This is a genomic window from Corynebacterium minutissimum (assembly GCF_016889765.1).
Taxonomy (GTDB): domain Bacteria; phylum Actinomycetota; class Actinomycetes; order Mycobacteriales; family Mycobacteriaceae; genus Corynebacterium; species Corynebacterium minutissimum_B.
The window spans coordinates 1,944,995-1,957,742 of sequence record NZ_CP069533.1 but is presented as its reverse complement, the minus strand read 5'-3'; the positions used below and the strand labels follow the sequence as shown (position 1 = coordinate 1,957,742).

The following is a 12,748-nucleotide window of genomic DNA, read 5'->3' as shown; positions in this document are numbered from 1 at the left end:
GGACACGGCTGGAAAAATAAATTCCAGCAATACTTTTGACAAACACCCCTGCCTACCCCCTATGCAGGAGCGCTTGCCGACGCCATTTTCTTAAGCCCAGCCCGCCGGAACCAAGCCCACAATCGAAACAACCGAATAGACGAAAGCCAAGAAATAAACCACGATGATGGCCCCCTGAATCACCGGGTTTGCCAGCGCACCGACGCTCCAGCCGGGGTCACGATCGCCCTTCTTGCGGGAGGCATGCAGTAACATCACCGGAATGATCGACATGATTGCACCCGCAAAGCCGCCCGCGTAGGACAGCGCTGCGACGAAACCGCCAAGACCCGCGATGGAGATAGCCAGCGGCGGAACAACGGTCAGCGCCACGGCAATGCCACGCTGCGCGTTGTTGCCCTCCCAGTGCAAAATGTCGAGCACGTTGCGCATGGTGGTAAAGCCAATCGCGAGGAAGGAGGTCAGCATCGCCGCCAACGCGAAGATATTGGCCAAGTAGTACGCGACCGGTCCAAGCGCCTCGCCCCAGGCAATGGTAACAACCTCAGTAACGTCCATTCCCAGCAGACCCAGCGCCGCAAACGGCACAAGTGCCAGCGTAAAGCCGGTAATCACCATGCCGAGCACGATGGCGCGAGCTGTCTCCTGCGGCTTCGCCGGGTCCATGCCCTGTACCAGCTCCGGCACCACGTACTGAGCCAAGAACGAGAAGACGGCCAGGTTCAAAATAGGAACGATGAAGAACGGGTGGAGCACCAACAGGTTCTCGGCCTCGATTCCAGGTCCCAGAATGGTCCAGCCACACAGCACGGCAATGATGATGGCCATACCTGTGGTAATGGCGCCTTCTGTGGCACCGGTGGTGTGCAAGCCGCGGTACATCACCCAAGAGCCAAAGCCGAAGAAGATCAACGTACCTGCCAGCGGCGGCAGGCCGAAAATATTATTGATGAGGTCGCCGGAGCCCGAGGCGTAGGCGATGAGCGCGCCGACGCCGTTGACGATAATCGCCACGAAGACCAGCCAGCGGCCCCACTGCCCCAGATAGTGCTCAGCAAGACCAGAGACCTGCAGCGGCGCCCTCGTGCGCATCGCGGTTTCGGCCACATAGAGCATCGAGATAGTGGTCAGCGTTCCGGCCACCAGCAGCGCGATGACGAGCGCAAGGAAGCCACCGTTGCGCGCTGCATATGGAATCGACAGAATGCCGGCGCCAATGTTGGTGCCGAAGATCAGGGCAATGCCTTGAATAAATGACAGCGCTGGCTTAGGTGCCGCGGTGCTGCGAGTTGAAGTTGTCATCGTTTCCTCCGTTTAAGGCGCAGGCTGCTTGCCGACGCCGCTCTTTATAAAACGCACCGTTCCAGACACGGAAGGCCCCCGCCGAAGCGGGTTTGAGAGCCAAACGTGTCTGGAACGGTGCAAAGTATTAAGGCTTCGCGATGTAGCGCACCGAGATGTACTCCTCGATGCCCTCTGCGCCGCCCTCGCGGCCGAAGCCGGACTCCTTGATGCCACCGAATGGAGCGGCGGCGTCGGAAATCGCAGCGCGGTTAATGCCAACCATGCCGGACTCCAGCGCGTGCGCCAGGTACTCCGCGGTGTGGAAGTTCTCCGTGAAGGCATAAGCTGCCAGGCCAAACTCGGTGTCGTTGGCCTTGGCGACTCCTTCCTCCAAGGTGGAGAAGGTGGTCACGGTAGCTACCGGCCCGAAGATCTCCTGGCGGAGAATCTCCGCGTCGTCAGGCAGCTGCGCCAAGACCGTTGCCGGGTAGAAGAAGCCTTTGCCCTCCGGCTTGGAGCTGCCGGTCGTGGCAACAGCACCCTGCTCCAGAGCCTTCGCTACCAAGTCGGCCACCGCATCGCGCTGCTTCGCGCTAATCAGCGGGCCGAGCGCGGTGCCCTCAGACAAGCCGTGGCCTATCTGGAAAGCAGCCATCTTTTCGGTCAGGCGGCGGGTGAACTCCTCCGCCACTGTCTCGTGGACGATGAAGCGATTCGCTGCGATGCAGGCTTCTCCACCATTGCGCATCTTCGCCTGCATTGCGCAGTCAAGCACTAGGTCGAGGTTGGCGTCCTCGTGGACCAGGAACGGGGCATTGCCACCCAGCTCCATGGAGGTGCGTTGCAGGTTGTCGGCAGACTGGCGAACCAGAATCTTGCCCACGCCGGTCGAGCCGGTAAACGTCACCTTGCGCAGGCGCGGATCCGCCATGAGCTCGGAGGACAGCGTGCTCGACTGCGTGGTGGTCACGATGGAGAACACACCAGCCGGTACCTCGTGGCGGGTGAATACCTCTGCGATGACCTCACCCAACAGCAGCATGGTCAGCGGGGTTTCCGCAGCGGGCTTAACCACGACCGGGCAGCCGGCGGCAAAAGCCGGGGCAATCTTGCGGGTGGCCATGGCCAGCGGGAAGTTCCACGGGGTGATTGCCAGCACTGGGCCCACCGGGGTGTGGGAGACGGTAATGGAACCGTTGCCGGCCGGCGACTGGGAGTAGCGGCCCGGAATGCGCACGGCTTCTTCTGCGAACCAGCGCATGTACTCAGCACCATAGGCCACCTCGCCCAGCGCTTCCGCGTAAGGCTTTCCCATCTCCAGGGTCATCACGCGAGCGAAGTCTTCCTTGCGCTCAATAATGGCGTTGAAGATGTCGGTGAGGATGATAGAGCGCGTGCGCGGCGCAAAACCGGCCCACTCCTTTTGTGCGGCGTCGGCAAGCTCCAGCGCGCGCATCCAGTCAGCGGAGGTGCCATCTGCAACGTTGGCAATGACTTCTTCCGTTGCTGGGTCGAGGACCTCGAAAGTGGCGCCGCCAGTGGCTGCGACGTTCCTGCCCTCCAGCCAAAGGCCAGTTGGCAGAGAACCCAACAGCTCAGAAACCTGCGAGTAATCAAAGTTTGTCATTTGCTTCTACCCTTTTGGCTGCAGCCCGGACTTACTTGTACTCGTTGAACTGCTTGACCACTACCTGCAGGGCCTCGCGCCACAGATCCTCCGGGATGGCCAGAGAAGGCAGGAAGCGGATGACGTTGTGGTCAAGGCCGCAGGTGAGGATGAGGACGCCCTCTGCCTTTGCGGCATCTGCAATCTTGTGGACGAGCTCGGAGTCTGGCTCACCGTCTGCGGTTACGAACTCGAGTGCGAGCATGGCGCCGCGGCCTCGGAACTCGGCGACGCGCTCGTCGCCCAGGATGGGCTCCAGCTCCTCGCGAGCAATCTTCTCCAGGTTGAGAGCGCGCGCACCGAAGTCCTTCTCCTCGAATTCCTTGAAGGTTGCCAGCGCAGCCGCGCACGCCACCGGGTTGCCGGTGTAAGTGCCGCCCAGGCCACCCGGCTGCGGCGCATCCATGATCTCTGCGCGGCCGGTGACAGCGGACAGCGGCATGCCGGAGGCAATGCCCTTGGCAATGGTCACCATGTCCGGCACGATGCCCTCGTGGTCGGAGGCGAACCAGGTACCGGTGCGCATCATGCCCGCCTGGATCTCATCGATGATGAAGACCACGTCGTTGTCGTTGCACCACTTCTGGATTGCTGCGAGGTAACCCTCAGCCGGGACGACGAATCCGCCCTCACCCTGAATCGGCTCAGCAACAACGCAGGCCAGGTTGGTCGCGCCGACTTCCTGCTCAATCATGGTGATGGTCTTCTTGGCGGCCTCGGCGCCGGTCAGGCCATCGCGCAGCGGGTAGGACATCGGTGCGCGGTAGATTTCCGGCGCGAACGGGCCAAAGCCGTTCTTGTAGGGAGACTGCTTAGCGGTCATCGCCATGGTCAGGTTGGTGCGGCCGTGGAAGGCGCGGTCCATGACCACAACGCCGCGCTTGCCGGTGTAATTGCGGGCAATCTTTACTGCGTTCTCGACGGCCTCCGCGCCGGAGTTAAACAGCGCGGTCTTCTTCGGGTGGTCACCCGGGGTGACCTCGTTGAGCTTTTCTGCCACCGCCACGTAGGACTCGTAAGGAGAAACGGTGAAGGAGGTGTGGGTGAAGTGCGCAACGGCCTCCTGAACCGCGGCCACGACGGCCGGGTTCGAAGCGCCAGCGGAGGTCACGGCGATGCCGGAGGCAAGGTCGATGAAGCGGTTGCCGTCGGCGTCGGCAAGAATGCCGCCATCGGCATCCACCACGTAGCCCGGAAGGGAGGGCGCCATGCCCGCGGGAAGGGCGTTCTTGCGGCGCTCATCCAGGGCGGCGCTCTTCGGGCCCGGGACCTGCTGGCCCAGGTGGCGAGACTGCTCAATGTGGTACTGAAGTTCCTGCATGATCTTCCTTGTGTGCTCGGATGAATAGTGTGCCCCTTAGTGTGGTCTCCACCACCCTTGGCACACTATGGACGAGGTGTATAAATTTTCTCCGCATAGCTGTGTACTCTGTCTAGCATGCGCGAGATTTCCTTTCGCTGGCTGCTCAACCAGCGCTCTTTGAACCTGCGAAGCATCGTCACCGGTAGCGCTACGTTCAACACCATTCATGCCTCCGAGCTCGCGGACCCCAGCGAGTTCACCTCCCCCGGCGCGCTCATGCTCACCCTAGGGCTTGCCTTCCAGGAAGAACCGGAGGGGTTTGAGCGCTATGTCGCGGCTCTCGCCGCGGCAGGCGTGCAGGGCATCGGCTTCGGTACCGGGCTGGCCTTTGACAAGGTCCCCACGGAACTTATTCACGCCTGCTCCCACCACAATCTCGCCCTCTTTGAGGTCCCACGCGCCACCCGTTTCGTGTCCATCACCACGGCCGTGGCTCAAGAACAGGCCCGCCTAGACAACAACGCGCAGTTTGCACTCCACCGTCAACAAGAGCGCCTCAATCAAGCCGCGGCCGTGAGCATCGGGGCACTCATCGCACAGGCAGGCAAGGAACTCGGCGCCGCGGTAGCGGTGGCCAGCTCCTCTGGAGCGGTGGTCAGCCGCAGCGATCGCGGCCAGCTCAGCGCAGCCGACGCCGCGGTGGGGGCCGCGGAGCAGACAGGTCGGGGAACGGGTACGTCGACAAGCACTGGCGCCACCATCACCAGCATCTTCGGCTCGGCGGGACGGCGCTGGGCTCTCGCGGTAACGCGCGCGGAGAAGTTTGATTCTTACTCGCGCGCGCTGATCCGGCACCTAGCGGGCCTGGCCAGCCTGCTTTTGGATCACCCCGACACCACTGCGCACACGATCCTCGGGGCGTTGGCACTTGACGCCCAACTGGCCGGGGTTGACTCCCCCGCCCTGCAGGCGGCCTTCCACATGGTCGATAGCCATGACCTCGTGGATATCCTGTTCCTCACCGCACCGTCCCCCTCCCGCCTCGCGCGGGCTTTGAGCGAAATCGGAAAGGCCGAACCACTCAGCCTTATCCGCCCGGAGCACGATTCGGCGCTTATCGCCCTTCCCCCGGGCACCGCGAACCCGAACTTGAGTGGGAAACATACGCGCTTCCTCCGAACGTCCATCCTGCAGCACATTCAATGGCGGGCGTTGACACCGACGCTGTTGTCCTCACTCCAGAGCCACGCGCGCAGCCTGCCCCTCGGTGCTGTGGAGGCCTTCGATTCAGCTGCCCCCACCTGGCTGGCAGAACCCGGAGTCCCCGAGGCCCTCGCTGCCCGGCGCGCAGCGACGGTCAGCCGTCTCACCGAGCACGATGCGCAGCACAACACCGAACTGTGCGCCACGCTGCGCTCCTTCCTCGTGGGCAACGCCAACTTAGCCACCGCCGCCGCGGAGCTCGGCGTTCACCGCCACACCGTGCGCGCCCGCTTGGACAAGATAGAGCAACTCTGCGGCGTCGATCTGAGCAATCCCGTCACCCGCGCGGAGCTGCTCTTGCTCAGCCTTGATTCTTAAGAACTCAGTCCGGAGCGCTCACGCCAAGGATAAGTAGCTCCGCCGCCACTAGGGGGTCCTTGAGGTCAACCTCTAATAATTCCTCCAAATCCGCGATGCGCTTGCGCACGGTATGGCGGTGCGAGTGCAACTCCTCAGCGGTGCGGCTTACCCGCCCACCGGCGCGCAGGTAGACCTCCAGGGTTTCCGCCAAGTCGGTGCCGTGCTCGGCATCAAAGGCACGCACCTTGCCCCAGGTCTCCTTCGCGCGGTTGTGCACCGCCCCCTTGACGCGGGGATCCCTAGTCCAGCTCAAAGTGCGCGATTCCGGGCCCGCAAGCATGCCCGGCTGCAGCCCGAAGGCGAAGGACTCCAGCTCGCGGACAATCCCCACCCCCAGCTCAGCCCACGGCATGGGTTGGCCTACGACGATGCGCTTGTTTCCGCGAATATCGCGCAGCAAATCCTGCAAGTTTTTCATCGTTCGGCTTCCTCTAAAGAGCAGAAGACTGGAGGACTTATCCAGCGCATACTCGAAGAGCAAACGCCCGTGGTCTTGGAGACGGGCGTCCAGAGCCTGGATAAAGCGCTGGTGGGCCCGCTCACCCTCGGACTTCACGAGGACCGGCCGCACCCGGCCCTGCGCATCGCCCACGAGGCGGAAGATACGCCGCATAGGGTCTTCCGGTTGGTCCAACCCCAGCTGGATGGCCAAAGCCATGGAGTTGAGTTCGTTTTGGGTGCGCCGCAGCTCCTGCGGGCGCTTCACGGTGAGTTCCGCTAGGCCTGCGGCCTGTTTGAGCAGCGCGCGCTCGTTGACACCGAAGCCGTCACGCGCCACTGCCAAGAGTCCGAAGGAGCGCGCTCCGTGGTCGGCCAAGCGTTGGGCCAAGACGTTCCACCCGCCCACGCGGCACGCGGCGTAAAAGTTCTGGGCGCGGGTATCGGCAATCACCGGCGTCCAATCCACGGGAGGCAGCCCAGGACAAGTGGACTGCGCAAACACGCGCCCGTCTTTATCAACGAGACAGGAATGTGCGCCCAGGAGGCGACTGGTCTTGTCCACGAGGGCATCGAGGCCGGCCACAGCGGCGTCGTTCAGCGCGCCTTGCTGGGCAATGAAACGCTCTAGCCCCTCCTCACGCTGGCGCTGCAACTCGTCGTGCAAACGCGCCAGCACCGAGACGAAAGGTACGCGCCGCGCCACCGTGAATAGCGAAATGTTGCATTCCCGGGCGGCCTCAACCATGCCGGGCGGAACCTCGGCAAAGGCGAGGCCAACGCCGAAGCCCACCCCCGTCACCCCACCTGCTGCCACCCTACGGATGTACTCTGCTAGCTCCTCAGGCTGTCCTTCAAAAGCCATTCCGGTGAGCAGAATGACGGCCCCATCGCCCACAAATTCGCGAGGATCGCGCAGCTCACAGGGGTGCATCACGGAAAAAGCACTCCCGCAATCGTGCAGAATATCGATCCCCAGATCGGGTTGATTAGCCAACCAAGTGAGGGAAACGCTTCCCTCTTCCAGCCCGGCAGTTACCCCCGTATCCAAAGTGGACAAATCTTCACCCATCTTTCACCAGATTGTCTATGGCGCCAACCTCAGTGTAGCCATAACAATGACCTGCATCATAAAAATCCAGATCTTTACCTCACAAAGGAGTAGACAGCATGCAGGATCTCAAGCACCGCCTCCCCCAAGAGCGGAATGTCTCCACCGCCATCCCTGGCCCGCGCAGCCAGGAGCTGGAATCCGCACGCCAGGCCGAAGTCGCCGCAGGAGTCATCCCCGGCTACCCGGCCTTCGTCACCGATGGCGACGGTGGCGTGCTTGTCGACGTCGACGGCAACACCCTCATCGACTTTGCCTCCGGCATCGCCGTCACCAGCGTGGGCGCCTCCAACGAGCGTGTAGCGAAGGCGGTCGCCGAAGCTGCTAGCCACCTCACCCACACCTGCTTCCTCAACGCTCCCTACGAGGGCTTTGTTCAGGTGGCCAAGAAGCTCAACGAGCTGACCCCGGGTACTCACGAGAAGAAGACCGTTCTCTTCTCCACTGGTGCCGAGGCCGTTGAGAACGCCGTGAAGATTTCCCGCCGCTACACCGGCAAGAACCGCGTCGTGGTCTTCGACGGTGCCTTCCACGGCCGCACCAACCTCACCATGACCATGACCGCCAAAAACAAACCGTACAAGCAGGGCTTTGGCACCCTGGCTGCCGATATCTACCGCGCGCCGATGTCCTACCCGCTGCGTGACGGCCTCGACGGCAAACAAGCAGCCGAGCGCACCCTGCGCTACATCGAGCAGTACGTCGGCACTGAGGAGCTGGCCGCCGTCATCATCGAGCCCATCCAGGGCGAAGGCGGCTTCGTCGAGCCGGCCAAGGGCTTCCTTCCTGCACTGCAGGAATGGTGCACCGACAACGGCGTTGTCTTCATCGCCGATGAAATCCAGGCAGGTATCTGCCGCACCGGCTCCTGGTTTGCCTGCGAGGACGAGGGCATCATCCCGGACCTCATCACCACCGCCAAGGGCGTGGGCGGCGGCATGCCGCTCTCCGCTGTGACTGGCCGCGCCGAAATCATGGACGCCCCAGACCCAGGCTCCCTGGGCGGTACCTACGCCGGTAACCCGGTGGCCTGTGCTGCCTCCCTCGCTGCTTTCGAGGAGATGGAGGAGCACGATCTCAAGGGCCGTGCCCGCGACATTGAGGCCATCATCCGCGAGGAACTCGAGCCGCTGTTGGAGCTCACCACCGTCGCTGAGATTCGTGGCCGCGGCGCCATGATCGCCATCGAGCTCGTTGATGACAACAACCAGCCCAATGCTGATCTCACTGCCAAGGTGGCCAAGACCTGCCGCGAGCAGGGCGTGCTCATCCTCACCTGTGGCCTCGACGGCAACGTCATCCGCCTGCTCCCGCCGTTGGTCATCAACGAGTCCACCCTGCGCGACGGCCTCCACGTCCTGACTGAAGCCATCCGCGCAAACTAAACCCCACCACACAATCCATGCCGTTGGAATTAACGGCCTCCCCCACTACAACGACTTAAGGAGTCACACACCATGAAGATCTACGATTGCATCATCCTCGGCACCGGCTACGGCGGACTGGGCATGGGCGCCCAGCTGGTCCGCGACGAGCAGAAGGACTTCCTCATCCTCGAGGCAGCCGACGAGGTCGGCGGCGTCTGGCGCGACAACACCTACCCGGGCGCTGCCTGCGATACCCAGGCTCTCATCTACTGCTACTCCTACTTCCTCAACCTCGGTGTTTCCCGCATGTTCGCCGGTCAGGACGAGATGCAGGGCTACCTCAAGGCACTTGCCGAGGAGTTCAGCCTCTACGATCACATCAAGTTCAACCACCGCATCACCAACGCCGTATGGAAGGAAGACCTCAAGGCTTGGGAAATCGGGGCCAACGGCGAGACCTTCTACGGCCGTGTCTTCGTCGGCGCGTGGGGCCAGCTCTCCAAGCCGAAGATCCCGAACTTCCCGAACCGCGAGGCATTCCAGGGCGTACAGTTCCACTCCGCTGAGTGGAACCACGACGTCGACCTGAACGGCAAGAAGGTTGCCGTCATCGGTAACGCAGCTTCCGCTGTCCAGCTGGTTCCGGAGGTAGCAAAGGTTGCGGAGAAGCTCTCCGTGTTCCAGCGCTCCGCCAACTACATCCTCCCGCGCAACCAGGTCATCTTCACCGAGGAGGAGACCAAGGAATTCCAGGAAAACCCAGATTCCTACCGCGCCATCCGCCAGGAGATCCACGATGTCCGCGAAGAAGGTTTCGACCGCACCCGCAAGGGCACCGATTCCGCTGCTGAGGGTGTCGAGCAGGCCATGGAGCACCTGCGTTCCCAGGTCGACGACCCGGAGCTGGTGGAGAAGCTCACCCCAACCTTCGCCTTCGGCTGCAAGCGCATCCTGCGCTCCGATGACTTCTACCCCACCTTCAACCGTGACAACGTAGAGCTCATCACCGCTGGCATCGAAAAGTTCACTGAGACCGGCATCCGTACCGACGACGGTGCGGAGCATGATTTCGACGTCGTCATCTACGCCACCGGCTTCCACTCCCAGGAGTTCCAGGGTGACCTGCCTATCGCCGGCCGTGACGGCATCGATCTGCGTGAGCGCTGGGGCAACTCCCCGGAGGCTTACCTGGGCATGACCGTGGATGGTTTCCCGAACTTCTTCATGCTCTACGGCCCGAACACCAACCTCAACCACCACTCCGTGGTGGCCATGCTCGAGGCACAGGACCGCTACATCTCCCAGGCCGTTGCTTACCTACGCGAGAACCCGGAGGCAGCCCTCGACGTGAAGAAGAACGTTATCGACGAGTTCAACACCCGTATCCAGAAGGAACTCGAGGCATCTGCGTTCTCCGCTGACTGCTCCTCCTGGTACAAGAACGAGGAAGGCCGCGTCATCAACAACTGGTCCGGAAACGTTGCTGAGTACTACGAGCTCACCGATGAGCTCGAGCTCAACGACTACGAGCTGGTCTAGAAGGTAGTGATCACGATGCACACTCTGCACGACGAATATTCCGGGCGCCCCGTCGCTGAGGATGCGCGGAAGGCGCTGAAGCCGTTCCGCGATGGTGGGGCGAAGTCCTTCCATAACTTCCCCATCCCGCAGGTGCGTGAGAACTACGTAGCCTCAGCCCACGCCAACCCGCTCCATGAGGCGAAGGAACCCGCGACCACGGATTTCCAGGTCGACGAGTTCCAGGTTCGCCTCTATGATCCCCGCCCGGAGGAGGAGCGCGGCCAGGAGACCCCTGCGGTGCTCTACATGCACGGTGGCGGCTGGCTCATGGGCAACCTGGAGACCCACCACTCCTCGGTACGCCGTATCGCGGTGCTGACCGGTCTCCCAGTCGTTGCGGTGGATTATCGTCTCGCCCCAGAGCACACCTACCCGGCGGCTATCGACGATTGCCGCGCCGCCTACCGTTGGCTGTCCAACCCGGAGGCTGAGCACGGACTGACCGTGACCTCTATCGCGGTCGCCGGCGACTCGGCCGGTGGCCAGCTCGCCGCTACCCTGGCGAACGAGTTTGTGGGCGAGGAGAACGTCGCCAAGCTCAGCGCCCAAATCCTCCTCTACCCGATCACGGATTGCTCCCGCGAGCGCACCGAGAACGGTGCTTCCTACAAGCGCTTGGAGGAGGGCTTCCCGCTGGCGTCGGACACCATGCGCTGGTTCATCGATACCTTCGTCACGGAGGAATCGCAGCGCACCGCCACGGATCTCTCCCCGCTGTTGTTGGAAGAGCTACCGGAGGGACTACCCCCGTCACTCGTCATCACGGTGGACAACGATCCGCTGGCGGACGAGGGCATCGAGTATGCCGGCAAGCTGGCCAAGGCTGGTGTGGATGTCACGCACAAGCACCTCCTGGGTTATCACCACGGCTTGTTTACCTCCGCCGCCATCATTGACCGCGGCGAGGAAGAGCTCGCTGGCGTTGCCGAGTTCATCAAGGCGGTGACTAGCTAACAGCCACCAGTTTTCCCACGGGGCAGGCTCCCATTCTTGAAGGCAGCCTGCCCCGTTCGCATAAGCAGAAGTTTCTATCCTCTAACAGTTAGGTTTAACATGCTCAAACGCTCATTCGGCATCGCGATGGCCTTTATTGGCGTGCTCGCGGGTGCCTCCTTTGCCTCGGGCCGCGAGGCCCTCCAGTACTTCGTTGCTTTCGGCAACATGGGTGTTGTCGGCGCCATCGTCACAGCCCTCGCCATGACCATTTCCGGCATCACCATTCTCCAATTAGGCTCGTATCACCGCGCCAAGGAGCACACCTCCGTGTTCAACGCGGTATCCACCCCCATCGTGTCGAAAATCCTAGATGTCGCCACGCTGACCTGTCTCTTCTGTATCGGCTTCGCCATGTTTGCCGGCGCCGGCACCAACCTCAATCAACAGTGGGGCTGGCCGGTATGGATCGGCGCGGTCCTCATGCTCGTTCTCACGCTGCTGACTGGCCTGCTTGACGTGGACAAGGTGACCATCGCCATCGGTGCTATCACCCCGTTCATCATCGTCCTGCTCACCATCGGCACCGTATACACCGTACTCACGTCCAACCCCGATTGGTCGCACCTCAACGAGCAGGCACAGAACATTCCCACCACTCTTCCTAACTGGTGGGTTTCTGCCATCAATAACCTCGGCCTCAACGTCATCGTGGTGGTCTCCATGATGATCGTCATCGGCGGTAACTTCCTGGATGCCAAGGAAGTAGGCTACGGCGGCATTCTCGGCGGCCTATGCTTCCTCTTTCTGCTCGCAGTCCTGGTCGGCGGCCTCTACGTGTCCGTGGGCCCGATCACTGAGGCCGAAATGCCAACCTTGGCCATGATTGAGCAGATCCATCCATGGCTTGGCATCGCCATGTCCATTGCTATTTACGGCATGATTTATAACACCGCCATCGGCATGTTCTATGCCTTTGCCAAGCGCCTGACCCGCGGCAAGCCGCAGCACTTCTACAAGGTCTACGTCATATCCGTGCTCATCGGCTTCGTCCTCTCCTTCATTGGTTTCTCCAACCTCATCGGCTGGGTCTACCCGATTCTGGGCTACATGGGCATCGCCATCATGTTCATCATCGGCTTCGCCTGGCTCAAGAACCGCAAGGACCTGCAGTCCGAAGCGGACCTGCGCCGCCGCGCGCGTGATCTGCTCAAGAAGCGCTTTGAGAATGACAACCACCTCTCCAACGAGGAGATGCACGAGCTCACCGCCATCGCCCGCAATTCCTCCATCCCCGAGTCAGACTTCATCAGGGAAATCATGACCGAGGTCGATTCTGCGGACCTTCCGGAGGAAATGCAGATCGGCGACGGAAAGTTGCACGCACTCATTACGGGCAAGCCCATCCCGCGTACCAAGAAGAAGGTCTGACCCTAATAAAC

9 protein-coding genes are annotated in these 12,748 nt (G+C 62.0%); 5 read left to right on the top strand and 4 right to left on the bottom strand.

Annotated elements, in window-relative coordinates; all coding sequences use genetic code 11:
• Positions 1-90: 90 nt before the first annotated feature.
• The 3 genes from I6J26_RS09185 to gabT (I6J26_RS09175) all read right to left on the bottom strand — a co-directional run bounded on the left by I6J26_RS09185 (position 91) and on the right by gabT (I6J26_RS09175) (position 4,271).
• Complete coding sequence (locus I6J26_RS09185) at positions 91-1,302, bottom strand: aromatic amino acid transport family protein (RefSeq protein WP_115021342.1); 1,212 nt, start codon at positions 1,300-1,302, stop codon at positions 91-93.
• A 127-nt stretch (positions 1,303-1,429) separates the two neighbouring features.
• Complete coding sequence (locus I6J26_RS09180) at positions 1,430-2,911, bottom strand: NAD-dependent succinate-semialdehyde dehydrogenase (RefSeq protein ID WP_115021341.1); 1,482 nt, start codon at positions 2,909-2,911, stop codon at positions 1,430-1,432.
• Between the two features lie 31 nt (positions 2,912-2,942).
• Positions 2,943-4,271: a 4-aminobutyrate--2-oxoglutarate transaminase gene (gabT, locus tag I6J26_RS09175; protein WP_115021340.1), complete on the bottom strand. Its 1,329-nt coding sequence runs from the start codon at positions 4,269-4,271 to the stop codon at positions 2,943-2,945.
• Between the two features lie 117 nt (positions 4,272-4,388).
• On the opposite strand from gabT (I6J26_RS09175), the gene I6J26_RS09170 reads away from it, so the two are divergent.
• Positions 4,389-5,834, top strand: a complete 1,446-nt coding sequence (locus tag I6J26_RS09170; protein ID WP_115021339.1) for a PucR family transcriptional regulator — start codon at positions 4,389-4,391, stop codon at positions 5,832-5,834.
• Positions 5,835-5,838: 4 nt separating this feature from the next.
• Here the strand turns inward: I6J26_RS09170 and I6J26_RS09165 are convergent, their stop codons facing one another.
• A complete protein-coding gene (locus tag I6J26_RS09165) occupies positions 5,839-7,386 on the bottom strand; it encodes a helix-turn-helix domain-containing protein (protein WP_239121754.1) in 1,548 nt (515 codons plus the stop codon).
• A gap of 98 nt (positions 7,387-7,484) precedes the next feature.
• Between I6J26_RS09165 and gabT (I6J26_RS09160) the strand changes: the two genes are divergently transcribed.
• From gabT (I6J26_RS09160) to I6J26_RS09145, 4 genes are all read left to right on the top strand, one after another.
• Positions 7,485-8,810: a 4-aminobutyrate--2-oxoglutarate transaminase gene (gabT, locus tag I6J26_RS09160; RefSeq protein ID WP_115021338.1), complete on the top strand. Its 1,326-nt coding sequence runs from the start codon at positions 7,485-7,487 to the stop codon at positions 8,808-8,810.
• A gap of 72 nt (positions 8,811-8,882) precedes the next feature.
• Entirely contained in the window at positions 8,883-10,331 is a 1,449-nt protein-coding gene (locus I6J26_RS09155; RefSeq protein ID WP_115021337.1) for a flavin-containing monooxygenase, read from the top strand.
• A gap of 15 nt (positions 10,332-10,346) precedes the next feature.
• Positions 10,347-11,327, top strand: a complete 981-nt coding sequence (locus I6J26_RS09150) for an alpha/beta hydrolase (RefSeq protein WP_115021336.1) — start codon at positions 10,347-10,349, stop codon at positions 11,325-11,327.
• Between the two features lie 99 nt (positions 11,328-11,426).
• Positions 11,427-12,737, top strand: coding sequence for a YkvI family membrane protein (locus I6J26_RS09145; RefSeq protein ID WP_115021335.1), 1,311 nt, complete (start codon positions 11,427-11,429; stop codon positions 12,735-12,737).
• The last annotated feature ends 11 nt before the right edge of the window (positions 12,738-12,748 follow it).